This is a genomic window from Paenibacillus sp. LT-B23, assembly GCF_059417685.1.
The window spans coordinates 61897-85983 of sequence record NZ_JBSQBM010000009.1 but is presented as its reverse complement, the minus strand read 5'-3'; the positions used below and the strand labels follow the sequence as shown (position 1 = coordinate 85983).

Annotated in this window: 23 protein-coding genes and 1 riboswitch; of the genes, 8 read left to right on the top strand and 15 right to left on the bottom strand. The window is 48.0% G+C overall.

Annotated features, from left to right (window positions below; genetic code table 11):
- Nucleotides 1-218: 218 nt before the first annotated feature.
- The 4 genes from ACWXW9_RS12965 to ACWXW9_RS12950 all read right to left on the bottom strand — a co-directional run bounded on the left by ACWXW9_RS12965 (nt 219) and on the right by ACWXW9_RS12950 (nt 4687).
- On the bottom strand, nt 219-1007 hold the full coding sequence (locus tag ACWXW9_RS12965) for an SDR family oxidoreductase (protein WP_076294512.1): 789 nt from the start codon (nt 1005-1007) through the stop codon (nt 219-221).
- An 18-nt stretch (nt 1008-1025) separates the two neighbouring features.
- The gene (locus tag ACWXW9_RS12960; RefSeq protein WP_494929722.1) at nt 1026-2183 is read right to left on the bottom strand and encodes an SMP-30/gluconolactonase/LRE family protein; all 1158 of its coding nucleotides are present in this window, start codon (nt 2181-2183) and stop codon (nt 1026-1028) included.
- A gap of 31 nt (nt 2184-2214) precedes the next feature.
- On the bottom strand, nt 2215-3225 hold the full coding sequence (locus tag ACWXW9_RS12955; protein ID WP_494929721.1) for a zinc-dependent alcohol dehydrogenase family protein: 1011 nt from the start codon (nt 3223-3225) through the stop codon (nt 2215-2217).
- A 400-nt stretch (nt 3226-3625) separates the two neighbouring features.
- Nucleotides 3626-4687 (bottom strand): EAL domain-containing protein, encoded by a 1062-nt coding sequence (locus ACWXW9_RS12950; protein ID WP_494929720.1) that lies wholly within the window; start codon nt 4685-4687, stop codon nt 3626-3628.
- A gap of 633 nt (nt 4688-5320) precedes the next feature.
- Here ACWXW9_RS12950 and ACWXW9_RS12945 point away from each other — a divergent pair.
- A complete protein-coding gene (locus tag ACWXW9_RS12945; RefSeq protein WP_494929719.1) occupies nt 5321-6049 on the top strand; it encodes a PBECR4 domain-containing protein in 729 nt (242 codons plus the stop codon).
- A gap of 168 nt (nt 6050-6217) precedes the next feature.
- Here ACWXW9_RS12945 and ACWXW9_RS12940 read toward each other — a convergent pair whose 3' ends face one another.
- Together ACWXW9_RS12940 and ACWXW9_RS12935 are read right to left on the bottom strand one after the other, a co-directional pair.
- Nucleotides 6218-8329 carry a bifunctional 2',3'-cyclic-nucleotide 2'-phosphodiesterase/3'-nucleotidase gene (locus ACWXW9_RS12940; RefSeq protein WP_494929718.1) on the bottom strand — a complete coding sequence of 704 codons (2112 nt, stop codon included), beginning with the start codon at nt 8327-8329 and terminating at the stop codon, nt 6218-6220.
- A gap of 222 nt (nt 8330-8551) precedes the next feature.
- Complete coding sequence (locus ACWXW9_RS12935; protein ID WP_134911456.1) at nt 8552-8986, bottom strand: pyridoxamine 5'-phosphate oxidase family protein; 435 nt, start codon at nt 8984-8986, stop codon at nt 8552-8554.
- A gap of 267 nt (nt 8987-9253) precedes the next feature.
- A riboswitch (TPP riboswitch) is annotated at nt 9254-9363 on the top strand.
- 193 nt (nt 9364-9556) lie between these two features.
- On the opposite strand from ACWXW9_RS12935, the gene ACWXW9_RS12930 reads away from it, so the two are divergent.
- Nucleotides 9557-10603, top strand: coding sequence for an ABC transporter substrate-binding protein (locus tag ACWXW9_RS12930; protein ID WP_494929717.1), 1047 nt, complete (start codon nt 9557-9559; stop codon nt 10601-10603).
- Nucleotides 10604-10646: 43 nt separating this feature from the next.
- On the opposite strand, the gene ACWXW9_RS12925 is transcribed toward ACWXW9_RS12930, so the two are convergent.
- Nucleotides 10647-10808 (bottom strand): hypothetical protein, encoded by a 162-nt coding sequence (locus tag ACWXW9_RS12925; RefSeq protein ID WP_494929716.1) that lies wholly within the window; start codon nt 10806-10808, stop codon nt 10647-10649.
- A gap of 305 nt (nt 10809-11113) precedes the next feature.
- On the opposite strand from ACWXW9_RS12925, the gene ACWXW9_RS12920 reads away from it, so the two are divergent.
- The 4 genes from ACWXW9_RS12920 (at nt 11114) to ACWXW9_RS12905 (ending at nt 14046) form a co-directional block, all read left to right on the top strand.
- Nucleotides 11114-11407: an MTH1187 family thiamine-binding protein gene (locus tag ACWXW9_RS12920; RefSeq protein WP_134911458.1), complete on the top strand. Its 294-nt coding sequence runs from the start codon at nt 11114-11116 to the stop codon at nt 11405-11407.
- Nucleotides 11404-12180: an ABC transporter permease gene (locus ACWXW9_RS12915; RefSeq protein ID WP_494929715.1), complete on the top strand. Its 777-nt coding sequence runs from the start codon at nt 11404-11406 to the stop codon at nt 12178-12180. The genes ACWXW9_RS12920 and ACWXW9_RS12915 overlap by 4 nt, the downstream gene beginning before the upstream one ends.
- Before the next feature lie 64 nt (nt 12181-12244).
- On the top strand, nt 12245-13201 hold the full coding sequence (locus ACWXW9_RS12910) for an ABC transporter ATP-binding protein (RefSeq protein ID WP_494929714.1): 957 nt from the start codon (nt 12245-12247) through the stop codon (nt 13199-13201).
- Complete coding sequence (locus tag ACWXW9_RS12905; protein WP_494929713.1) at nt 13198-14046, top strand: TatD family hydrolase; 849 nt, start codon at nt 13198-13200, stop codon at nt 14044-14046. Before ACWXW9_RS12910 ends, ACWXW9_RS12905 begins: the two co-directional genes overlap by 4 nt.
- A 182-nt stretch (nt 14047-14228) precedes the next feature.
- Here the strand turns inward: ACWXW9_RS12905 and nfsA are convergent, their stop codons facing one another.
- From nfsA to ACWXW9_RS12885, 4 genes are all read right to left on the bottom strand, one after another.
- On the bottom strand, nt 14229-14972 hold the full coding sequence (gene nfsA, locus ACWXW9_RS12900) for an oxygen-insensitive NADPH nitroreductase (protein ID WP_494929712.1): 744 nt from the start codon (nt 14970-14972) through the stop codon (nt 14229-14231).
- 196 nt (nt 14973-15168) lie between these two features.
- Nucleotides 15169-15996: an RnfABCDGE type electron transport complex subunit D gene (locus ACWXW9_RS12895; RefSeq protein WP_494929711.1), complete on the bottom strand. Its 828-nt coding sequence runs from the start codon at nt 15994-15996 to the stop codon at nt 15169-15171.
- On the bottom strand, nt 15997-16884 hold the full coding sequence (locus ACWXW9_RS12890; RefSeq protein ID WP_494929710.1) for an FAD:protein FMN transferase: 888 nt from the start codon (nt 16882-16884) through the stop codon (nt 15997-15999). It lies immediately after the preceding gene.
- Between the two features lie 2 nt (nt 16885-16886).
- Nucleotides 16887-17369, bottom strand: a complete 483-nt coding sequence (locus tag ACWXW9_RS12885; protein WP_494929709.1) for an FMN-binding protein — start codon at nt 17367-17369, stop codon at nt 16887-16889.
- 126 nt (nt 17370-17495) lie between these two features.
- Between ACWXW9_RS12885 and ACWXW9_RS12880 the strand changes: the two genes are divergently transcribed.
- Together ACWXW9_RS12880 and ACWXW9_RS12875 are read left to right on the top strand one after the other, a co-directional pair.
- Nucleotides 17496-18182, top strand: coding sequence for a response regulator transcription factor (locus tag ACWXW9_RS12880; RefSeq protein ID WP_494929842.1), 687 nt, complete (start codon nt 17496-17498; stop codon nt 18180-18182).
- Nucleotides 18172-19431 carry a sensor histidine kinase gene (locus ACWXW9_RS12875; protein ID WP_494929708.1) on the top strand — a complete coding sequence of 420 codons (1260 nt, stop codon included), beginning with the start codon at nt 18172-18174 and terminating at the stop codon, nt 19429-19431. The genes ACWXW9_RS12880 and ACWXW9_RS12875 overlap by 11 nt, the downstream gene beginning before the upstream one ends.
- Before the next feature lie 84 nt (nt 19432-19515).
- Here ACWXW9_RS12875 and ACWXW9_RS12870 read toward each other — a convergent pair whose 3' ends face one another.
- The 4 genes from ACWXW9_RS12870 to ACWXW9_RS12855 form a co-directional block, all read right to left on the bottom strand.
- On the bottom strand, nt 19516-21981 hold the full coding sequence (locus ACWXW9_RS12870; protein ID WP_494929707.1) for a heavy metal translocating P-type ATPase: 2466 nt from the start codon (nt 21979-21981) through the stop codon (nt 19516-19518).
- 113 nt (nt 21982-22094) lie between these two features.
- Nucleotides 22095-22295: a copper ion binding protein gene (locus ACWXW9_RS12865; protein WP_025683234.1), complete on the bottom strand. Its 201-nt coding sequence runs from the start codon at nt 22293-22295 to the stop codon at nt 22095-22097.
- A gap of 58 nt (nt 22296-22353) precedes the next feature.
- Nucleotides 22354-22704 carry a metal-sensitive transcriptional regulator gene (locus ACWXW9_RS12860; RefSeq protein ID WP_044646242.1) on the bottom strand — a complete coding sequence of 117 codons (351 nt, stop codon included), beginning with the start codon at nt 22702-22704 and terminating at the stop codon, nt 22354-22356.
- A gap of 115 nt (nt 22705-22819) precedes the next feature.
- The gene (locus tag ACWXW9_RS12855; protein ID WP_494929706.1) at nt 22820-24049 is read right to left on the bottom strand and encodes a multidrug effflux MFS transporter; all 1230 of its coding nucleotides are present in this window, start codon (nt 24047-24049) and stop codon (nt 22820-22822) included.
- Between the last annotated feature and the right edge of the window lie 38 nt (nt 24050-24087).

Below are 24087 nucleotides of genomic sequence, written 5' to 3'. Positions count from 1 at the left end.
GGATATGGTCTGCGCTATAGTAAATGGAGCTGTCCCGCTTCGTCATTAGTGTAAAAAAGCGCGAGTGCAAGGGTTATTCCCCCCTGTAGCTCGCGCTTTTTGGTTCATGCTCACCCAATTGAGCAGGTTATGGGCAAGCGAAGGCACGTAGTCCTCTTCGCCGCCATACCCGGCATCGGCGATGACCATACCCGGTTTGTGTCAGAATAAATATCGCTCTATTTGAACCGCTGAACCTGTCTCGAAGGCATAATGGTCAACTCTGGAATATTAACATGCTCCGGCTGCTCCAGTGCATAAAGGGCAGCTTCTGCAACATCATCGGGATGCAGCGGCAAAACGCTCGAAGCAAACGCCCGAATTTCCTGCTCGGGATATCCGGCCACCTGCGAAAATTCCGTCGCCACCGCCCCGGGGTGAATCGCAGTTACACGAATTCCTTGCGTACTGGTCTCCAATCGCAATGCGGAGGCTATGGCGCTAACGCCATACTTGGTAGCGCTGTATAGTCCTCCTCCGGCAACCACTTCCTTCGCTGCAATAGAGGAGACAATGACAACATCACCCTTGGCCTGTTCCCTCATCGGCTGAAGCCCGTACTTCAGTGTCAGGACAAGACCGTGCACATTCGTCTTGTAAAGCTCCTCCCACCTTTCCAGTTCCACTTCTGCCAGTGGGCTTCGATACCCGAAGCCGGCATTGGCAACGATAATGTCAAGCCGCCCCCAGCGTTCAAGAATGGCGTGGACCGCCTGCTGTACGTCTTCCGCTTTTTGGATATCGGCAGGTATTGCCATGACCTCGTACAATTCCTCTTGGTGCAAGTCGCGAACCAATTCATCCAATCGCTCCTGACGGCGTGCCAATACAGCTACATACGCGCCTCGCTTTGCCAGTTTTTTTGCAATCGATGCCCCAATGCCACTGCTTGCGCCTGTTACCAAAGCTACTTTCCCGGCCAAACTTTCCTTCGCTTTCCAGGATAATTTCAACTCATCCAATATCATGTTAAACCCTCCCCAAGCTTATTTGGTTAAAAGCACGCGATGAACACCCTGGCTGCCTCCAGGAGCTGTACCTATATATAAATATCCGTCATGGTTTACAGCCGTGGTTACCCCATAAAGCGAGCCTTCAGGATCATGCCAGCTTCCGATGAGTTTACCCTGCGGATTCAACTCCACAGCAAGCCCATGCTTCACAGGTGCGCTTGCACCACTGAGCAGCGATTGAGGCAATTTGGCCATCATTCCAGCCAGCCAAGGGCTTCTATGCATCTGATCTACAAAGGGAATACGTGTCGTGAAGAGACCGACCCAGAAATGGCCTTGATCATCACGCGTAATGTTATCCGGAAAACCGGCGAGATTATCCGCAAAAATATCCGAAGTCCCCTTCTTCGGCCCTTTGAGCCAGTATCTGGTCAATTGGTAGTGATACGACTCTGCCACAAGCACAAAATCTTCGTCCGCAGACAAGGCAACCCCGTTCGCAAAATAAAGACCTTCCAACAAAACTGTCGTCTGCTTGGTCGCCGGATCATATTTCAGCAAACGTCCATGCGGTTTGTTCTCGGCGATTTCTTTGAAGACTACACTGCCATAATTGGAGGTGTCAGAAAAATAAATGGTACCATTTTTGGCAATATCCAGCTCGTTGGCCAAATAGATCGGTGTGCCGTCGACTTGATCGGCCAACACCGTCACGTTTCCGGAAGGATCTACCGACAGCAGCCCCTTCTTAACATCCGTAACGATCAGATTTCCACTTGCGTCAAACATAAGTCCATTGGGCGTTCCTTTGGTATCTGCATATAGCTGGGCCTTTTGCGGATTGCCCTTTGTATCAAAGGCAACCTTATAAATTTTCCCGTCGGAGTCTCCCGTATATAAATTTCCCTTCTTGTCAAAGGTGATAAATTCCGGAAACTTAGGGGCATCTGTAACAAGCTCTGCGGAGCTGAGTTTATTGTTTTGTTGCCATGGACCCGCTTGTTCAAAAGAGGGGGCCGAAGGCGCAAGCCATTTTGCAGGCTGGACAGGGGAAGGAATGAGCATAAAAATAACCACTCCCAGAAGGATTACCGCCAGCAGCGATAATCCGGTTCTGCGTACCCATTTACGCGGTTTCTTATTCTTTCTTCCTTGAGAATCTTTGACAGACAAATCAGGTTTACTGGGCATTAGAGTGCCTCCTATGTGATGTGAATAATATTTATATTTGAACGACGATTTTACCGAAATACTGTTTTCCTTCAGCCAAAAGTGCGAAGGCTTCGCCGATTCGGCTGAGCGGGAATACCCGGTCGATGACAGGGTGTAAACGATGGCGGGAAATGGCGCGATTCATGTTTTCGAAATGTTCCCGGTTACCAACTTGGCTGCCGCGAATTGTTGCAGCCTTCTGCAAAATGCTGGTGACATCGAACTCAGGAATGGTCAAGCCCGATAAGAATCCGACCATGCTCACAGTCCCTCCGGTACGAAGTGCATTGATGGATTGCGCCATTGTTGCCGCTCCCCCTACATCCAGGACATGGTCGACTCCGCCTGTCAGCTCCAGAGCCACCTTATCCCACTCGGGAACTTCCGAATAGTTGATTGTCTGCCATGCGCCGAGAGCCTTTGCCCGTTCCAGCTTGTCATTGCTGCTCGATGTGATCATTACCCGTGCTCCCGCCATCAGAGAGAATTGAAGCCCAAAGATGGAAACACCGCCTGTTCCTTGCAAGAGCACCGTATCCCCCGCTCGCAGCCCGCCGGATTCCATCAGCATGCTCCATGCGGTTAATGCCGCAATCGGCAAGGTGGAAGCCTCCTCCCAAGAAAGGTGATCCGGAATGGCGACGACCCCTTCTTCATGCAGAACGATATATTCAGCCGCCACTCCACTGAGCGGGCCTCCCAGACTATCCTTTAATACCTCCGCTCTCGTGCTCCCGCCAATGAATTTCTGTTGTAAATTTGCCGCTACCCTTTGTCCAACCTGAAATTTTGTCACCCCTTCGCCCACAGCTACAATTTCACCCGCTCCATCGGATAACGGAATGAAGGGAAATTGAATGCCGATCGGCATTACTCCATTAAGTATTACCAAATCTCGATAATTAAGGGACACTGCCCTTATGCGGATCAGAACTTCCAGCCGTCCCGGCACCGGTATGTCGAGTTCCGTTAAGGTTAGTTCTTCAAAGCCAAAACCGTTTTTCAGTTGTACTGCTTTCATTTTGGTTGTCCTCCCTGTAATGTTAAACTTTTTACCTAGTATGGATACAGTGTATTACGAAAGAAACACTGTTTCTTATATAATACACTGTATCCATTTGTCTTTCAAACGTCAATCTTTACTTTATAAATAAAACATGTTGTAAACTGCTCCCAGGTTTTTAATGTTCCTTATCCAAGTAAAATTGGAAACAGTGCGGCTTTCGCTTGCCCATAACTTGCTCAGATGGGCAAGCATGACCAAAAAACGCGAGTTGCAGGGGTGAAATAACCTCTGCACTCGCGTTTTGTTACATTAATAGTGATATAAGCACTGTCAAATAAGGTTGGAATCTGCTTATGGGACAGCCCTATTTAAGTTCCACTTTTTATAGACTACGTCTACTTAAATTTGTTTCTGACTATATTACGCTACTAAGCATAAAATTGGAGGGCGGATTCGGCTCCGGCTTACCAAACAAATAACCCTGAGCCAGCGATACTCCTGCTTTATGACAGAATTCAAAATCTTCCATCTGCTCGACTCCTTCAGCCAGCACTTGGCCGCCAAAATGAAAAGCCGCTTCCACGATCCCCGTAATTTGTCGTTGCTGGTCACTGTTACGGTAGCAGCCATTAATTAAACTCCTGTCAATTTTCACATAATCCGGCTGGAGCCGATTCATCAGCTCTGTCGTAGAATACCCTGCTCCCACGTCATCCAATGCCACCGAAATTCCACGTTTACGATATTGTTCAAAAATTCGATGCAAAAAATTCAGATCATTTATTTCTTCCGTCTCTACAACTTCAAATACAAAATCCTCCGTATTCATGGACAACCGATCAATCGTCTCAAAGGTATGATTCAAGCAATAAGCCGGATTATAAATAGTGGAAGGAAGAAAATTAATAAAACGTTTGATTCCCGCAGGAAGGCATGTTGCACTTTTTTCAATCGCAGAAATACGGGCTGACCGATCCAGATGAGCGTGTAACCCAGCTTCACGAGCGATTTCAAACAGCCGAAAGGGCTGAAAAAGTCTCTGCGGATGTGACGGACGCAACAAAAATTCAAACCCGATAACATTCAGTTTGTGGTCGACAATAGGCTGCATATGGCTGGAAAAGCTTTGATCCGCAATAATATCCATGACATTCGGATGCTTGATTCGGGCTTGCAGTTGGCTGAATGGAAGCCAATCCTCATACCCTTCGATATGAAACGTTCCGGTCACCACAACCTCCATATGTAACAGCCATTCCTTCGGCAGAAGTGCCAGTCTGTCCATCCATTGCTCCAGCTCCGAAGGACTGTCATAGCGAAACACAACGCCGTCCTCGCGCCCTTGTTCCTGTTTCATTTGTTCCGACAGCATACCCAAGTTGTCCAACGCTTGAGTAAGCGACTCCCTGGGATGCCTGATTTTCAGCAATCCCTGGTCCTTAATAGGTAATATGATGCTGCAATTGCTGCAAGTCATAATGGTCCTCCTCGGAACAATTTTCCGGTTTTTTCACCATTATATCACAAATAACTAGAACAAAAGTACTATGTAATTATGTGTTTTTACAAAAAATAAGGTTATTTTCGGCTACAACCTAGGACTTAAGTGCATATTCGACAAAAATTAAAGTCTTTTGAACTAATATTAAGGAGTGTTTAAAAATTAATCACATCATTGATTAAACTTGAAATAATTTTTCTGGGATATAATCTCTGCCTATTTTATTTTTTAGAACAACTCTCCGTTGGCAAAGAGGATATTTTACGTTATAATGTAGATATTAATACGTAGTCGTGTTTCTTCCGAAACCGAGCTGGAAAAGATAGCATCCAGTACCCGACGGGCGGGTCTTATAAATACCTTGTTTACCTTAAAACGGCTATCACATAAACTTTTATGGTTTCACTGAAACACAAATAAATTACGTCGCGTTTTTTAGGAAACCGAGCCGGACATTGGTGGCGTCTGGTACCCGACGGGCGGGTCTTATAAATACCTTGTTCATCCAAAATTTGCCGCCATTCTTTAAATATGCAAGCTCTGATGGGATACATCAGAGCTTTTTTTGTGACATTACAACTATACATATCAAAGGACAAGGAAAAATAAATGCTTGATTTGACAACGCTACTCAGCTTAAATAAAAAACCAAATTTCGCAGACATTGACTTACCCGTTCTGCGAGAGCTATTTTATAAAGAACTTTATCCCTACACATTTGAATTTATCTTAAGTACGGGGGAAACAATTACGCTAAAGTTTGACTTAAATAAATTTTGTCACTTGGTTGGCATTGAAAAGACTGCAAAGCAACAACGGACTCTACATGGTAGACAGTTAAAAGAATACAAAGGTATGCGAGGTCTAAATAACATCTTTAAAGGAGTATTAAATAAAGCCAGTATACGTAACTTAGGTGTCAATCTGAATCCTATGAAAGATAAAATGCTTCATTTTTATTTTTTACCTCGTCTAATGAATACAGGTTCTTTGATGATCAAGTATGTTCCAAGTACTACAAGCGCTTTATCATGCGAGTTCTTTATCTATGATTTGCATTCACCAGACAATGCATACATCCAACTTGGATTACAAAAAGAATGGCATGGCAAGTGGTATTATCCAGAATCATTTTTAGTCAACCGCATAACAGCGGCTAATCCTACGAACAAGCAGGCTGCTCCACCAAGCCACACTGTTTCTATTGTAGCTCGGCATAGATATGAACGCGAAGAAAAATCAAGATTTAAAAAGAAACGATTAGTACACCAACGCCGACGACGTACAACAAGACGATCTAAGCATAATGTAACACGCATTTATAAAAGAGCTACTTAAGGAAAATATAAGTTTTATCCCATTTCAAATACACGTTCAGTCCCCTCTCCACCAAATCACTTCATTACCTAAATCCTTAAAATTAAGGGAGTGTCAACATCTAGTAATAGCTGTTGACACTCCCTTTGAGAGATATAAATCCCGTTTTACACATTACATTTGAGAAGCTTATTTGGAAGCCTTTGGCTTGGTTGTTTTAGTTGTTTTAGCTGGTTTAGCCACCGCAGGTTTGGTTGCTTTTACGGCAGGCTTCGCTGTTGCCTTCGCTGGAGTCACGGTTTCCTTTACAGGTGTCGTTGCTGCATTGGGCTTCGCGCCAGCTTTAAGACTATATTTAGCAAAGCCGTCAGCCGCGCTGCCGAGGAATGAAATTTGCTGGTTTCCGGCAAGCACGTCTTTGGCATCAGGCGAGGATTCAAAGGTAATCTTAGCCTCACCGAAAGGAGCAATAGACCAGTTACCATCCGCTGCCGGATTAATCGTTCCGTTCGTACGGATGTAATCAATAACGACCTGGCGGCTTTCGTCCGGTGCTGCCATCACAATGCGTTTGCCATCCGGATTTGCCAGTTTGGATGAGGAAGCACGATAGTTGTTGGTCGCTACGATAAATTTCTGTGCAGGATCAATTGCTTTCCCGTTGTATTGTAAATCCTTGATACGATGAGCAGAAGGATCAATAACGGTTCCCTTGGCATCATATCGTGCAGGCTGAGTCACATCAATCTGGTAATTCACGCCGTCAATGACATCAAAATTGTAGGTAGGGAAATCTTTGTTAATCAGCGATTGTTCCTCGGTTTTCTTTGGATCGATACGGTTGAACTGGCCCGCAGACCATTCCAGCCATTCCTGAATTTCAGCACCGGTAACTTCTACGGCCTGAACCGTGTTCGGGTACACGTACAGATCGGACACGTTTTTAATGGCTATCGTGCCTTCAGGAATGTTGGTATAATACTCGGCACCATTTCGACCACCAGCCTTGAATGGGGCGCCAGCCGACAATACGGGAAGATTTTCGTATTCGGTCCCTTTAAGATGGTTTTGTACGTACCATTTTTGTGCATTCGTCACAATCTGAATGGATGGGTCATCCTGCACTAATGCAAAATAACTGTTAATCGGTGCGGTTGTGGTTCCCACCGGTTGACGAACATAATCCAGCGTTCCTGTATGCTCTTCCTTGATCGCATCTACCAGTTTAAACTCAGGATTCATCTGCACAGTCTGATTTTTGGTACTCACAACCGGACGCACTTCAGACTGTGAATTTGTTACGTTCCACTCGTATTTTTTCTTTTCCAGGGTCAGGTCAATAATGCCTAGCTCCTTGCCCCATGAGGAAGCTTCTACAGCTGGCACACCATTGATAGTTCCTTTATCCAGGTCTACACCGCTCATTTCTTTAAAATCAGGGCCGGGGAAGGATTTATGCGCGTGTCCAAATAAAATAGCGTTAATTCCGTCTACCTTGCTCAAATATTTAACGGCATTTTCCATCATCGGAGTTTGCGGTACATCCTCATAACCTGTGTGTGCCAGCACAATAATAATGTCAGCACCCTCGGTTTTCATTTGTGGAATAAACTTTTTCGCCGTTTCCACAATATCCTTGGTAACGACTTTGCCCTTCAAATTACTTTCATCCCACTGCGTAATTTGTGGTGTTACCAAGCCAATCACGCCCACTCTGAGTGGATGAACTTCACCCTTTTCATCCGTCACTTCTTTATCCAGAATGCGATAAGGGGTAAAATAATTTTTAGTGCCTTGGCCCCCATCATCGTAATACACGTTCGCATTTACGTAAGGGAAATCAGCTCCCTTGAGCGATCTTTCCAAAAAGTCGAGACCATAGTTAAATTCGTGGTTCCCCACCGTAGCCGCATCATAGTCCATCAAGTTCATCATCTTGTAGACCGGATGGACACCGCCTTCTTTCTCGAAGGTTTTGCTTCTGGCCATATAATCACCCAGTGGATTGCCCTGCAACAAGTCGCCGTTATCGAACAACAGGCTGTTTCTCGTTTCACTGCGCGCCTGCTGGATCAGTCCAGCTGTGTTAATCAAGCCATATTCGTTCGTTTCCTTGTCCGCATAGTAATCGTAATTCATCAAGGCCGCATGAATATCCGTTGTTTCCATGATCCGCAAATTCACTGTAGCGCTATCCTTAGATTCGCTGGCAGCCCAAGACGGAGCGGCTGAAAACACCAGCATACTACAGGCTACGACGGCTGCTGTAAACCCTTTAAACCATTTTTTATGAAATAACAAAATATATCCCTCCTCATTAAGGTGTAGGCCTCATACACATACTTTTGCACATATATGTAAGTTTAGAACCCACCATTCCTATTTTAATCCAACGCGGGACAAAAGAGTAGTCATTTACCCTATTTATTTATGAAAAAATAATTAATTTTCCGAGAACTTAAAAACCAGCAAACCTCCCAAAAAACTCGGAGAATTGCTGGTTTTCTCATACTCTATCCGTTTCTATTTTTCCCACACCTGACGTCCGGTTTGCTTGCCCACATACTCAATTCGAGTCGGGTTTACATCCAGAATAACATAATCGGGGTCATCCGGGCCGGAAAACCATTCCTTCAACGAATCATTCCACACTTGTTTGCGCAGTCCCTCGTCAGCCGTTACACGGACAGTCGCCTCAACCTCTACGACTTCCTTTGTACCGCCAACCTCATAGCCCAGCAGCAGATAAGCGTTTGGGTTGTCCTTGAGCTCCTCCACCTTATGTGTTTTGCGATCTGTCGCCAGATGGATGTTCAACCCTTCGTTAAAAAGAGCCATATAGCGTACCTTCGGCTTGCCGCCCTCCACCGTACCCAACGAGCAAAATTTGTTGTTATCCAAAGCCTTTACAATGGCTTGTTCCAGTTGGCTGCGATCCAATGTTTCCGTTTTACCCACGGTACAACAACTCCTTTTCGCAAATTAGAATTCCTTTGAAGGCCCATGCCATGATCCAACACCAGCTCATCAAACCATACCTGCGCAGCTATTCTGAAAAACAACTTTAAGCGATTGAATCATGGTCATTATCAGAACAAAGCTCACAGTAAAAGTGTACCCTGTCGTTTGGCAAATGAACCGTCACTTCTTCCCCAATGCTGGACAGACCCGCCTTCTAGGCATATAATCGTCGTAGTAAACCCGAATTGAATAACCCATTCGACTATACAATGCCAGGGGTGCTGGAATCGGCCGGCTGAGAGTGTGTCCCAAGACACTGACCCTTACAACCTGATCTGGGTAATGCCAGCGTAGGAATGCTTAAGCAAGATGCGCCTTTTCTTTGACCAGGCCCATCCCTTACTTTGGTATATACATGCGCAAGCGTCCCGGAACATCGGGGCGCTTTTTTTGTTGAAGATGATGTTGTTGGAACAGATAGCGTCCGGCAGAAGTTATTATTGTGAATTGGGAAACATAAGCTGTCTGATCCGACGGATTACGGGTAATAAAGGAGAGAACACAACGATGAAGCGCATGAAAATGTTAAGCCTTGGGCTGATCAGCCTGTGGTTCATGGCCCTGACCCTGACCGCCTGCGGCGGAAGCTCCCCCTCTGCACCACAAGACGAGACTCCTGCCACCAACACCCAAGCATCCTCCCCGACAAAGGGACTCAAGGACGTTAAAGTCGTGCTCGACTGGACGCCAAATACGAATCATACGGGCCTCTATGTCGCCAAGGCCAAAGGGTTTTATGAAAAAGCAGGCTTGAATGTCCAGATCGTTCAACCCGGCTCAGGCGGAGCCGATCAAATGGTTGCTTCCAATGCTGTACCTTTTGGTATCAGCTATCAGGAGGGCGTCACACAGGCGCGTTCGCAAGGGGTACCGCTCGTATCCATCGCTGCGGTCATTCAGCATAATACATCAGGCTTCGCAGCCCCGATTGACCGCAGGATTAAGAGCCCGAAGGATTTTGAAGGTAAAACCTACGGCGGCTGGGGTTCTCCCGTAGAAGAAGCGGTCATGAAATCCATCATGGACGCAGACAAAGGCGATGTAAGCAAGGTGAAGATCATCAACATGGGCAATGCCGATTATTTTACAGCCGTGAAGCGGGATATCGACTTTGCCTGGATTTTCTACGCATGGACCGGGATTGAAGCCCAACTACGGGGTGAGCCACTGGATATGCTGTATGTAAAAGATTATTCCAAAAGTCTGGATTACTATACACCTGTCATCGTGAGCAACGAACAGACCATTAAAAATGATCCTGAGCTGGTCAAGTCCTTCATGGACGCAACCGCTCAAGGCTATGAATATACCATCGCTCACCCGGAAGAAGCCGCAGATATCTTGACCAAAGCGGTTCCGGAGCTGGATAAAAAGCTGGTGCTCGCCAGCCAAAAATGGCTAAGCCCGCGTTATCAGGACGATGCCACCCAATGGGGCGTACAAAAAGCGGAGGTATGGAAAAACTACTCCGACTGGATGTACGAGCGCAAGCTGCTCAGCAAACCCTTGGAAGTGGATAAAGCCTTCACCAACGACTTCCTGCCTAAGCGTTAATCATTTTGTTAAAACGCTAAATTACCAAATAAATAAAGTCGAACTAGGGACGTGCACCAAGCGCCACTACGCGGACGGATGGTGCTTCCCATCGCTGTTGTACCCAGACTTCTTTTATAAATATCCAGAGGTGGAATCCGGGCAAGGTGATGCTTCCGAAGCGCGCTTCTACAGCACCATTCCGCCCACTTCGTTCTCGTTCCACTTGGTTTGTTTTTTAGTTTCGTCTTATTCTAAGCGCTAAGTAGGTGCGCTTGTGTGTAAAAAATGCCGTACAACCACTTTAAAAATAAGGTGCTTTTAAGGCGGTTGGCAGCGCAGCGGTTCATTTGAATCTGAAGAAGCGAAGCGCTCGCCTTTGCCGTGGGATTCTTACCTTTTAAATTTATTCAAAGAATCCCACGGCAACAGCGATCGTAAGATCAAATGAACCGCGGAGCGATCTCTTAACCACCTTAAACCACCATATTTTCCCAAAAAAAACTGCAAATAAAGGACAGGTGAATTCACATGGCTAACACACTGCTCAGTATTCAAGTGATTCCTAAAACCCCAAATAACGAGGACTCTTATGCATATGTAGATAAAGCGATTGAAGTTATTCAGCGCTCTGGTGTCAAACATCAGGTGAATCCATTGGACACGACCATGGAAGGTGAGCTGGATGAGCTGCTGAAAGTGGTTAAAGACATGCACGAGGCACTGACAGAAGCGGGCAGTCCAAGTGTCATTTCACAGATCAAAATCGCACATAACCCGCAGGGTATCAGCATGGATAAGCTGACCGAGAAATATCGCCCATGAACCCGAAAGGCAAAAACGCATCCTGGTGGAAAAGCGTATGGCCGCCCCTTGTGGCGGTCCTCTTCTTTTTAGCGGCCTGGCAGGGAGCGGTTTCCTATTGGCATGTGGAATCATGGATACTGCCTGCTCCGTCCCTGATCGTGCAGGAAGGAATGGCCCAATCGGCGCTGATTAGCGCACATACCTGGGCTACCGTTCGCTTAACGCTGGCGGGATTTGCTATCGGTACAGCGACAGGGCTACTGATCGCTATCGTTCTTCATACCATCCCTTTTCTCAAATCGGCTCTGTACCCGCTGCTCATTCTTAGTCAAAACATTCCGACCATCGCTCTCGGCCCGTTGCTGATGGTGTGGTTTGGTTTTGGCGTGTTGCCCAAGCTGATGGTGATTACACTGGTCTGCTTTTTCCCCGTGGCTGTAGCGGCCATGGACGGGCTGACACGGACGGACCGCACGATGATGAGCTATATGCGCATGTCGGGCGCAGGCCGAATGGCTATTTTTATGAAGCTGGAGTTACCACATTCCCTGCCACAAGTATTTTCGGGCATCAAGATTGCCGCCACCTACAGCGTGATGGGGGCAATCATTGCTGAATGGATCGGAGCCAGTGAAGGAATTGGATATTATATGAATCTGCAAAAATCAGCCTACCGTACGGATCTGATTTTTGCCGCCATTGGCATCATTGTTACACTCAGTTTGCTAATGTTCGTAGCTATTCTACTGCTGGAAAAATGGCTGGTACGCTGGAAACCCGATCAGGAATAGCTTCCAAATGGTATGACCAGAATACGCTGGAACCGCAGTATACCAAAGAAAGGACGTGGTGCGTATGAGTCTGCATCCGACTGACTTATCACCGCAAAATATGGCTGATGAACAACGAGTCCAAGGGGCCGTGGAACAGCAGGAGCGTTCCTCTACTCCTCCAGCCTTGGAACTGGACGGTATCAGCCTTGCCTTCCGTGAAAAGCGAAGCTCACTGCCTGTATTGCAGGATGTATCCTTGACCGTCAAACCCGGAGAATTCGTCTCCCTGATCGGTCCGTCCGGCAGCGGCAAAAGCACGCTGTTTCACATCATCGGCGGGCTGCTCAAGCCACAGCTGGGGAACATCCGTATGCACGGACAGGACGTGACCGGTGAGCGTGGGCATATCAGCTATATGCCGCAGCAGCCCGCGCTTTTTCCGTGGCGTACCACGCTGGACAATGTGCTGCTCGGGCAGGAAAACGCGCCGCGTAAAGATACAGCGGCGCAGCCCCGGCACGCCAGCGAACGCGAACGCCGTGAGAATGCCCTGCAATGGCTGGAGCAGATCGGGCTTGGCCCATTCGCAAAGGCGTATCCGCATACGCTCTCTGGCGGCATGCAGCAGCGGGCGGCTTTCTTGCGCGCGCTACTCAGTCCGCAAGAGCTGATGCTGCTGGATGAGCCGTTCAGCGCACTGGATGCGCTGACGCGTGGAGACATGCAACAATGGCTCCTGCGGATGTGGGAGAAGAATCGCCGCTCCGTGCTGTTCATTACTCACAGCATTGAGGAAGCGTTGCTGCTCTCCGACCGCATCTACGTACTGTCGGCACGACCTGCTTCGGTGATACATGTCGTAGACGTTCCCTTCCCCCGTCCTCGCAGGGAAGAAATCACCCTCGACCCGCGCTTTATCGAATGGAAGCGGAAAATGACAGGCTGGATGCGCGAGGAAAAGCACAGACTGGAAGGCGACACGGGCAACCCTGAAGGCGTCCGTGAGGATGCTTCAGGTGACGAGGTAAAGCCGTTATGAATGACTTGAAGGACATGAAACTGGACGTGAGAACACCATCGGCAGCACCCGCGCCGCTCATCGACGCGCATATTCATGTGGATAGCTATCCGCCTGAGCAGCAGGAGCTATTGCTCGCTTCGCTTGCTGATAGCAGCGTCGAAGCCGTCATAGCCGTGTCCATGCATCTTGCCTCCAGCCGGGCCAATTTGCGTTTGTCTAAGCGTTTTCCCTGGCTGGTACGACCCGCCTTTGGCTTTCATCCCGAACAGCCTCTTCCATCGCAAGCTGAGCTTGATCTGTTGTTCGACTGGATGGACGAGCATGTAGAGCATATGGTTGCCGTAGGCGAGGTCGGCTTGCCCTACTATAATCGGCTGGAAGCCTTGGAGAGAGGCGTTTCCTTTGACCCTGCTCCTTACATAGAACTGCTGGAACGTTTTGTCCGATTTGCAGGAAAACATAACAAGCCGATTGTGCTGCATGCTGTTTACGAGGACGCGGATATTGCCTGCGATTTACTGGAACGCCACGGCGTCACGCAGGTGCATTTCCATTGGTTTAAAGGCTCTGCTGCTACGACCAAACGCATGGCCCGTAACGGCTATTATGTCTCCTTCACACCGGATCTCTTGTATGAGGACGAAATCCGAAATTTGGCAACACAGTATCCATCCGGTCAGGTGATGGCAGAAACGGACGGCCCTTGGCCCTTTGAAGGGCCTTTTGTCGGACAACAGACCCATCCGTGCATGACCGCTGAAGTCATTCGGGCGTATAGCAGGCTGACAGGTCAAAATGAAACTGCCATTCGGCAATTATTTTATGACAATACGAGACGCTTTTACGCACTATCTGCTTTCTAAAGCCATATCAGCTATTCCCTGAAAAGATAAGATATACAAGCCAGCTTACAACAAAAGCAAAGAACCTCCTATTACGCGGACTTCATCATGCGCAAAAAGGAGGTTCTTTGTATTTTTCAAACATACCTATAGCTTCATGCCATTTATATGTTGCTGCGTTATTTTCATCGCCTACCCGACCTTTATTGCTTCAAAAATCCCTTTTGCTCCAAAAAAGACTTCATCTGCAAACGTGCAGGCTCGGTCAGTCTTGCTGCCATTTGCTCTGACCATGGGGTAGACCGCTGACCACCTGTGCGTTCCTTCAAATATTCAACCGATGTGTGATCATACAGATCCACAGCTTTCATCGTCTGATCTTTGTCGTAGCCGTTCATATGCAATACACCGGATAGCGGAAGACGTGGACGTAAGCCCCCTTCCTGATCCGGTACACCAATACACATACCGAACACCGGATATACCAGCTCAGGCAATCCCAACAGCTCGGATACCTCGGCTATTTTTGTACGGATACCCCCGATGTAGACAATGCCCAAACCGAGTGATTCGGCGGCTACCGCTGCATTCTGTGCAGCTAACGCGGCATCAATGGTCGCAACCGTGTAATTTTCGACGGAACCTTCATAGGAGGACTTACCCGGTTGATGATGGACCGTGACCTGCTTCAAGCGGTACAAATCTGCACACCACACGAGGAACGCCGGGCATTGCTCAACGTAAGCCTGACCACCTGCCAACTCAGCCAGCTTTGTTTTCAAAGAAGGCTCTGTAACGGCAATGACGGTATAAGCCTGTACATTGCTGGACGAGGAAGCCATCTGGCCTGCTGCCACAATAGCTGCGAGCTGTTCGTCGGTAACGGCATCTGACTTGAATTTTCGTACAGACCGGTGATTCATCAACAAGGAAATCGTATCATTCATGACTGCTTCACTCCTAATCCATAATATAAGCTCTTTATCTGGTCAAGCTGTAGGCATACGAAGAGGTTTTTGCATGTTTGCATGGCACTACTACAAGTATTATGAAACTTTCGGGAATGATAAGCAACCTCACTCCACGGCAAAAAGCAAGCACGCTGGAAGTCAATCCCGTACGTACTTGCTTATTTTAAACCGTTTAACCTCGCTTGGAGACTGGTTGCATATTCGAAACAGGCCTGTTGGTCACTCTTGCACTCAAACGTGATTTAAGTACATGATGCAGGTTTGCCAATAGCAGCCCTATAAACAAGTACATTAATCCTCCAAAAAGGTCATACACAGCCGCTCCTACAAATGCGACAAGAATCCCAAAAAAGATTTGATCCTTCACCTTGGCAGGAGTCGTGGGCAAATCAGTGAGCATAAAAAAGCCAAAGAAAAGAGCGGCATTGATGAATGGAGGACGAAGTGCATCCGAAGCATCTCCCAGATGAAAGCGACCTATAAGGAACAATAATACAAAAAATGTCCCGAAAAATGAAAACACCTGCGGATATTTATTGACCCGATCCGTTATTACATATCCACCAATGAGCAGGAAGGCAATCATCCATGCGGGTAAATCCCCGAATGCCCCCCACCAGCTCTGCCCTGATCCAAATATGAGAATAGATAGCAGCAGTCCAAAAGCCGCCGGATTAAAAATCGGCTTCTTCCTATAGACCAACAGGTGCTTGGATACTATGGCAATCGCTGAAGTAGCCGCAACAACGGGCCAAGAGGTCGTAGTGCTTAACACCAGGGCGATAAGTAGCCCTGTGATCAATGCACCATCCGGCAGCATTCGCTTCCTTTGTCTCATCAAGCCACAAAGAATGTCAACAGCTACAGCAGCACCGACGGCCACGATTCCATTGGTAATATCTTCCATATTATGCTCTGCGATAGAGGCTATAAGAAGATAAGCCGTGATAACCATTGCAACATAGCCTTTTGGTGATTTACTCCATTGTTTTATCGTCATTTATATCCCTCCTACTCGAACCAATTGTAAATCAGATGTAATGAGGATGCCTTGTAAACCCGCTTGTTCCATGAGCCGCTGCCCCTCTGCTGCACCCAACAAAAATGATGCCGTAGAAAAAGCATCCGCCATCATAGCGAAGGGGGCAATCACACTGGAACTAACCCATTCCTTGGGCGAGCGCTTGGTTTTAGGATCAATCAGATGATGTACATCAGCCTCAGCCGAACTCTTGCGCTCGTAACCTCCCGAAGTACAGATAGCCTCATTGGAAAGCAGAACCGTCGATACCATTTCCTCTTTGCGTTCAGGATGCTGAATACCTATTTCCCATGCCTCTCCACCATCGTTCACCCCTCCTGCAAACAGATCGCCGCCCGCATTCACGACAAATCCTTCAAATTCTTTTAACTCATGAGCTGCTAAGTCAATGGCAAATCCTTTGGCTACAGCTCCTAAATCAATCACCAATGGCTTCCGCAAACACAATGTACGATCTTGTTCATTTAAAACGATATCCCGATAAGTTACCGTGGCGGCAGAAGGACTTTCAATGGATTGCCCGGTTAAATAATGTCGATTAAATCCATGATATTCCATTATTTTTCCTACCGTAGGATCAAATATCCCATCCGTCCATTTCGCTATTTCCAAAGCAAATTTGAGGGGTTCAAACAAAAACGGGCTCACGGTTACAGGTACTCCTACCTGTTGACAGGCGCTCATCAATTCACTGTCAGGGCTAAAACGACTGCAAGCTTGCTCTACTTTTTGAAAAGCCTCAAATGCCTGATTCATTTTCTGTGTTACCGCTTCTTCGGATGTGGATTTCCCTGTAACAATCTGTATGCTTACGGCAGTATCCATATATAATTTAGTTCTTTTCATAGCTACACGTTTTGTGCGCTGGAGAGCGCATCCTGTACAGCGTCCTGAAATGCCTCGGTGCTATACGTTGCACCGGATACATTCCTCACTTGTGCACTCTGGTTTTGCACAACCTCCGAAGGGAGCCCTGCTATATCACTTTCCGAATAATGCATGGCAAAATGGCTAACTTCAACGTCCGTTATTTTATCATTCTTGATCGTTACACTGACTTCAATGGAACCACGCCGATTATTGCCCATCCCCGTATAGGTACCATCTTTATATAAACTTTTGGCTGGAATATTATGTTTATTCGTATAGGTTGACTTTACATTTGAAGGATTATTATTTTTTGATATATCATTTGTTTGAATACTGGCTTGCATGTGATGCGGCAATGGCGGCATGGCTGCCTCGGTTTCCGTCGTAAAATATCCGGCTGCGTACACTGCTGTAATCGCTGTTGAGCATAAAACGACCCATTTTTTATTCATCTGTGCCATGAAAATCCCTCCATATATGATTATCCTTATACGCCTCTGCTGATAATGCTAGTATAGTAGTGGAATATTTAAATTTTCTTAAAAAACAAACAAAATGAGTTCGATCGCTGAAAGGTGGAACAACGTGTGCGAGTGCTTGTCGTAGAAGATGATCCTTCTCTTCTCAGGATTGTCCGTGACCTCTTTGAAAGTGAATCTTTCCTGACAGATGGCGCAGAAACTGGCGACGAAGGGTATTATTTGGCCCAACAGAATATTTATGATTTGATTATTCTTGATATCATGTTGCCTGGAATGAGCGGTGTTGAAATCGTCAAAAGGCTGAGGGCACACGCTATGCTGGTCCCAATCATTCTTTTGACAGCTAAAGATGCAGTAGAGGATCGTGTCTCCGGACTGGATATCGGAGCAGACGACTACATCACGAAACCGTTCGCCGTATCGGAATTATTGGCACGAACAAGAGCTGTTTTGAGGAGAAAGGGCACCATAGGACAGGAAGGCGAATTGATCTATGGACCTATCCGATTAGTCCCTGCAGCGAGAGACGCATTTAGCGGAGAACAGGGCTTGAACTTAACGGCGACAGAATATAAATTACTGGAGTATTTTCTATGTAATAAAGAGCAAATATTAACCCGTGAGCAGATATTCGACCGGGTTTGGGGGTTTGATTCGGGGGCGGCCACGACCGCAGTCGACGTATATATGCACCTTTTGCGTAAAAAGCTCGCAGCCCGTAACGCAGACAATCTTCTCCGAACCGTACGTGGAATCGGTTATATGTTAACGGGTGACCCTCATGTTCACTAACATTCGCAGACGGCTGGTCATCCTGAATACTATTGTTTTTCTTCTCGTTTTTTCCATATTGGGCATCTGGCTGTACGTTCATATGCAATACCAGCTATATCACGATACGGATGAAATCATGGTACAGGCCCAAAAGCGTGTTCAATCCTCTCGCATTCCATCGGAACTACTCCAATCCAATGATTTGGACCCCGAACATGATGAGAAAATAACATACCTGTTCTGGTCTGATCAAAATGAGTTCCTTGGGCAAACGCCCCAGCAGTCATTTCCCCTGGAGATGGCTAGTCTGTTCAAAGATCAATCAAACATACAGACCATTCGGACGGTGAGCATCGGTGATCGCAGTTATCGGGCCCTTCAATTTGTGTATATGCCCAAGCATGCCAACACGCAGATCATAATTTGCCTCGTCAAGAGCTTGCAGGATGTGCAGCGGACGCTCCATTCCTTGATGTGGGATATTACTGCGGGAATTGTCATCGGAGGGATTATTTTTGTTTTTGCGGGTATATTTCTGGCGGGACGTGCGCTTGTGCCTATACGAAACTCCTGGGAAAAGCAGCAACGCTTTGTTGCCGATGCCTCACATGAGATGCGAACACCGACGGCAATCATCCATGCCCAAACAGAGATGCTCCTGAGGCATCTCACACACTCTATAGAACAGGAAAGTCCTCATATCGCTGTAATTTTAAAAGAAAGCAAGTGGATGGGCAGGCTGCTGGAGGATCTGCTGACACTGGCCCGATCCGATTCCAATCAGTTACAGATTAAACCCTCGTTCATCACACTGGATTCATTATTACGGGAGTTAGCAGAGCAATTCAAACTATTGGCAGATACCAAAGGGGTCAATATCCTTACGGAATTACAGGAGCCTCTGCTCCTATGGGGAGATGACGGGAGAATACACCAGCTTTTTACCATCCTACTGGATAATGCTTTGAAATATACCCCATCCACCGGGCAGATAAAAGTAATTGGACGTTATCAAGGAAATTCTGTGTATATCAGCGTATCAGATAACGGCTCCGGAATCGCAGAAGATGAATTGCCTTATGTCTTTGACCGATTTTATCGTGGTGACAAGGTCAGATCCCGTACTGAGGGGGGAACAGGACTTGGGCTATCCATCGCTCAGTGGATTGTAGAGGTACATGGCGGAAGCATCCGAATCCATTCAGAAACAAATAAAGGAACTCAGGTGGAGTTATTTTTTCCCCGAAAAAAACAACAAGCAGACTAAAAAGAGACAGGACGTAAGATTAAAAAACGGCAATGGCACACGTCCAGGACGTAAATGTCATTGCCGTTGCTATTTTTGCGCAGATTATAGCTTTACCCGTTGGAGACGCAGTGCATTCAGCACCACCGAGACGGAGCTAAATGCCATGGCCGCTCCCGCCAGCCACGGGGCCAGAAAACCCAAAGCTGCAATCGGGATGCCAATCACATTATAACCTAACGCCCAAAACAGATTTTGCCGTATATTGGTCATCGTGCGGCGGCTCATTTCGATCGCATCGGGAATGCTGTTCAGATTACCGCGCATGAGCGTGATATCCGCAGCCTCCATCGCCACATCCGTACCTGTGCCCATGGCCATCCCGATATTAGCGGTAGCCAGTGCGGGTGCATCATTAATGCCATCCCCGACCATAGCTACGATCAGACCCTGCTCCTGAAGCCGTTTTACTTCTTTCGCTTTGCCCTCTGGCAGCACCTCAGCCAGCACCCGATCAATTCCAGCCTCGTCAGCAACAGCCCGCGCGGTCCGTTCATTGTCACCCGTAATCATGATGACCTCAATGTTCATTGCACGCAGACGGGCAACTGCCTCCCGTGACGTTTCCTTAATCGTATCCGCCACGGCTACCAGTCCAGCATAGGAACCATCCACCGCAATCAGCATTGCTGTTTTGCCCGCGTTCTCCAGCTCATGCATATGCTGCTCGGCCGATTCGCCGACCGTGATGCCCTCACGACTCATCAGCCGACGTGTACCTGCCAGCACTTGCTTGCCCTCCACATGAGCCTTCACGCCATAGCCCGGAATATTTTCAAAATCCGTTGGCTCCACTAGCTCAATGCCGCGATCCGCAATACCCCTTACAATGGCTTCCGCCAGTGGATGCTCCGAGCTTTTTTCCGCCGCAGCCAACAACCGCAGCAAATCCGTTTCTACCAAGCTTCCTTCTCCGACCACAACATCCGTCAGTTCAGGCTTGCCGTTCGTGACCGTGCCCGTTTTATCCAGCACCACGGCATTGACCGAACGAGTCATCTCCAGATGCTCGCCGCCCTTGAACAGAATGCCGTATTCAGCGGCGCGTCCCGATCCCGCCATGATAGACGTTGGCGTAGCCAATCCGAGCGCACAAGGGCAAGCAATGACAAGCACCGCAATCATTTTCTCCAGGGAGCCTGCAAAATCAGCCGGAGTCACAAGGAAAAACCAGACGATAAAGGCCAATGCAGCTATAGCTACAACGATTGGAACAAATATTCCTGATATTTGGTCAGCAATCCGCTGAATCGGTGCCTTCGAATTTTGCGCATCTTCCACGACCTTAATAATACGTGCTAACGCCGTATCTCCACCGACACGCTCAGCCTGGATACGAAGCACACCGTTTTTATTGAGCGTGGCTCCTGTGACCGCAGAACCTGCCTCTTTTTCCACCGGAAGGCTTTCGCCACTCAGCATGGATTCATCCACCGCCGAGCGTCCGTCCACCACCACACCGTCTACAGGGATTTTCTCGCCGGGACGTACAATAAAAATGTCCCTCACGCGAACCTGCTCAATCGGTATATCAAGCTCTTGCCCATCACGTACTACACGCGCTGTCGTCGCCTGAAGACTCATGAGACTCTTGATCGCCTCGGACGAACGGCCCTTGGCTACTGCCTCGAACCATTTACCGACGAGAATAAGCGTAATCAGAACCGCGCTTGTCTCATAGTACAGCTCAGGCATTTTCATGACAGGCATCCCTGCCATACCTCCCATGCTGTCCATCACGGTAGACGGACGCAGGGTGAGATACAGGCTGTAAAAATAGGCGGAAGACGTGCCCAGAGCAACCAGTACATCCATATTGGAACCGCCGTTGCGCAGTGCCTTATACGCTCCCACGTAAAACTGCCATCCAATGATAAACTGGATCGGTGTAGCAAGCACGAGCTGGAACCACGGATTCAGAAATAAGCCAGGCACATAAATCCATGAGGTAAAGGAGAAATGAGCCACCATCGCCCATAACAGCGGAAGCGACAGCACCGCCGAGACGATCCACTTCCACTTTTTACGATTCATATCCTTGCTGCGCACATCTGCAATGTTATCCTCGGCACTCTGCGGGATGGCTCCATAGCCAAGTTGCTCAATCTTGCTCACCAGATCACCGACCGCAATACTTCCCGCCGCATATTCCACATGCGCTGTTTCCATCGCCAAATTCACCGTAGCGCCCGTCACACCCGGCATCCGGTTCAGACCCTTTTCAATCCGGGTCGCGCAAGCTGCGCATGTCATGCCCGTCACATTCAGATTGGCTTCCTCACTCACGGTTCCAAAACCAAGCGAAGCAATTTTATCGCGAAAATCCGGAATGTCGGCCTGCTTCGGATCATACGATATCGACGCCTGCTCCAGAGCCAGATTCACATTAGCCTGCGCCACGCCGTCTATTCGATTCAATCCCTTTTCAATACGGCTGGCACAGGCAGCACAGGACATCCCTGTAATATGAAGCGTTGTCTGCTTGTCACCGTCGGTCACACGGTTTTCCATGGTTACTCTCCTCCTACATACCCCCATGGGGTATATTCATGTTCAAAAGAAAAAGCCTCTTCATGGAAGCTTTTCCTTTAAAACAAATTTTTTACGCGTTACATATCCTTAACTTAAACAACGTCGTAGCCTTGGTCCTCGATTGCGGTTTTCAGAGCTTCAACGTTCAGCTTGGACTCATCGTATTCTACAGCCACTTGTTTCGCTTCAAGACTGACCTTGCCGGAAGCGCCGACTTTCTCCAAAGCTCCTTCTACTGCTTTCACGCAATGATTGCAGCTCATGCCCTCTACGTTCAACGTTACTTGTGCCATTTCTGTTTCCTCCTCCGGGGTACTTTATGTACCCGATTTATGTGTATGGGTATTGCTCTTAACGGATCAGCTTCTTGACCGTAACCAGCAATTCGTCGATCACTTCCGGCTCTCCGGCCTGCATGCGCTCAATGACACAGCTTTTCATATGCCCTTCCAGCAGCAGCTTGCCGACACCATTCAGGGCGGACTGGACAGCCGCAATCTGGTTCAGCACATCGTCACAATAGGTATCCTTCTCGATCAAGCCCTTGATTCCCCGAACCTGACCTTCAATACGGTTCAATCGGGATGTAAGACTGTTCTTGAATTCTGCCGAGTGATGGCTTTTTCTGATGGTCTTTTCCCCTTCTGCTCCGCAATGAGCCTCATGGACTTCAGCGTTGGAAACAGGTTGCTCTTCAGCCATACATCAGCCTCCTGTGTTGTGTTATGCATTCATGCATTGTTAATATACTCCTAGCATAATATACCCCCATGGGGTATGTCAACCTCTCGGAAAAATGTCACCTGTTCGCCTTATTTCAAGCTTTCACGCGCGCTTCCTTGGCAAGTACCATAAAGCTTAACAACGCACCAACTTCCGCTATAGCGATGACGATAGCCATCGGTATGGGGGTTGTTCCACTGCCCAGACCCACCAGCGGCGAAGCGATAGAGCCAAGCAACAGAGGCAGCAAGCCGAGCATGGCGGACGCACTGCCTGCGGAGCGCTGCTGGCTTTGCATCGCGAGTGAGGTGGTGGTTGTACTCACGATCCCGACACAGGATACAACAAAGAACAGCGGAACTAGAACAGCAAATAGTTGACCACCGGTAAAGGCCACCGTAAGCAGGCTAATTCCCGCTACAGCCGCAATCAACAACCCCGACAAGAGCAACTGCCGTTCGCTGAAACGGCCGACAAGCCTCCCGGTCAATTGGGAAAACAGTACAATCCCCAAACCATTCACCGCGAAAATAATACTGTATGTCTGAGGTGAAACCCCGAAAATATCCTGAAGCACGAACGGCGAGCCAGCGATGTACGCAAACATGGCTCCTGTAATGAGCGCCTGCGAGAAGGCGTATCCCATAAAGCGCCGATCCGTAAAAAGATGACCGAGTGTACGAAGCGTCTGCTTCAAACCACCCGATGAACGGCGGCTGACAGGTAGTGTTTCCGGTAGCCCCAACACGACGGCAATTAACATAGCCACCCCGACTACGCAAAGCACCATGAACACACCACGCCAGGATACAAAATTCAACAGAGCACCGCCCAGCACAGGAGCAGCAATCGGAGCAACACCGTTCACCAGCATGAGCAGTGAAAAGAAGCGCGTCAGTTCTCTGCCCGAATATAGATCACGCGCAACGGCTCTGGAGATAACGATCCCCGCAGACCCGGTAAGACCCTGAATAAAGCGTAGCCCGATAAGCACGCCGATATTCGGCGCAAACACGCATAACAGCGAAGCAGCGGCGTACAGGACAAGCGATACGACCAGCGGCCCTCTACGTCCTCTTACATCACTCAGCGGCCCCGCAACGATCTGACCGACTGCCAGACCCAACAGACAGGCGGTCAGACTGAGTTGCGCCAGCGAAGTCGTCGTATGCAAATTGTCGGCTAACGTAGGCAATGACGGCAAATACATATCTATGGACAAGGGTCCGAAAGCACTCAACGCTCCCAGCACAAAGGCAATCCATAAAATCCGGGATTTGGTCATATCTGCGGCAACCATTACCGTATTGGAAAACCGATTCATAATAACAATCATCCTTTTCTGAAAATATGAAATATCAC

What these genes read in the sequence shown, in the direction of transcription:
- ACWXW9_RS12965 (WP_076294512.1), bottom strand. Translation starts at nt 1,007, where the DNA reads ATGATATTGGATGAGTTGAAATTATCCTGGAAAGCGAAGGAAAGTTTG.
- ACWXW9_RS12960 (WP_494929722.1), bottom strand. Translation starts at nt 2,183, where the DNA reads ATGCCCAGTAAACCTGATTTGTCTGTCAAAGATTCTCAAGGAAGAAAG.
- ACWXW9_RS12955 (WP_494929721.1), bottom strand. Translation starts at nt 3,225, where the DNA reads ATGAAAGCAGTACAACTGAAAAACGGTTTTGGCTTTGAAGAACTAACC.
- ACWXW9_RS12950 (WP_494929720.1), bottom strand. Translation starts at nt 4,687, where the DNA reads ATGACTTGCAGCAATTGCAGCATCATATTACCTATTAAGGACCAGGGA.
- ACWXW9_RS12945 (WP_494929719.1), top strand. Translation starts at nt 5,321, where the DNA reads ATGCTTGATTTGACAACGCTACTCAGCTTAAATAAAAAACCAAATTTC.
- ACWXW9_RS12930 (WP_494929717.1), top strand. Translation starts at nt 9,557, where the DNA reads ATGAAGCGCATGAAAATGTTAAGCCTTGGGCTGATCAGCCTGTGGTTC.
- ACWXW9_RS12920 (WP_134911458.1), top strand. Translation starts at nt 11,114, where the DNA reads ATGGCTAACACACTGCTCAGTATTCAAGTGATTCCTAAAACCCCAAAT.
- ACWXW9_RS12915 (WP_494929715.1), top strand. Translation starts at nt 11,404, where the DNA reads ATGAACCCGAAAGGCAAAAACGCATCCTGGTGGAAAAGCGTATGGCCG.
- ACWXW9_RS12910 (WP_494929714.1), top strand. Translation starts at nt 12,245, where the DNA reads ATGAGTCTGCATCCGACTGACTTATCACCGCAAAATATGGCTGATGAA.
- ACWXW9_RS12905 (WP_494929713.1), top strand. Translation starts at nt 13,198, where the DNA reads ATGAATGACTTGAAGGACATGAAACTGGACGTGAGAACACCATCGGCA.
- nfsA (WP_494929712.1), bottom strand. Translation starts at nt 14,972, where the DNA reads ATGAATGATACGATTTCCTTGTTGATGAATCACCGGTCTGTACGAAAA.
- ACWXW9_RS12895 (WP_494929711.1), bottom strand. Translation starts at nt 15,996, where the DNA reads ATGACGATAAAACAATGGAGTAAATCACCAAAAGGCTATGTTGCAATG.
- ACWXW9_RS12890 (WP_494929710.1), bottom strand. Translation starts at nt 16,884, where the DNA reads ATGAAAAGAACTAAATTATATATGGATACTGCCGTAAGCATACAGATT.
- ACWXW9_RS12885 (WP_494929709.1), bottom strand. Translation starts at nt 17,369, where the DNA reads ATGGCACAGATGAATAAAAAATGGGTCGTTTTATGCTCAACAGCGATT.
- ACWXW9_RS12875 (WP_494929708.1), top strand. Translation starts at nt 18,172, where the DNA reads ATGTTCACTAACATTCGCAGACGGCTGGTCATCCTGAATACTATTGTT.
- ACWXW9_RS12870 (WP_494929707.1), bottom strand. Translation starts at nt 21,981, where the DNA reads ATGGAAAACCGTGTGACCGACGGTGACAAGCAGACAACGCTTCATATT.
- ACWXW9_RS12865 (WP_025683234.1), bottom strand. Translation starts at nt 22,295, where the DNA reads ATGGCACAAGTAACGTTGAACGTAGAGGGCATGAGCTGCAATCATTGC.
- ACWXW9_RS12860 (WP_044646242.1), bottom strand. Translation starts at nt 22,704, where the DNA reads ATGGCTGAAGAGCAACCTGTTTCCAACGCTGAAGTCCATGAGGCTCAT.
- ACWXW9_RS12855 (WP_494929706.1), bottom strand. Translation starts at nt 24,049, where the DNA reads ATGAATCGGTTTTCCAATACGGTAATGGTTGCCGCAGATATGACCAAA.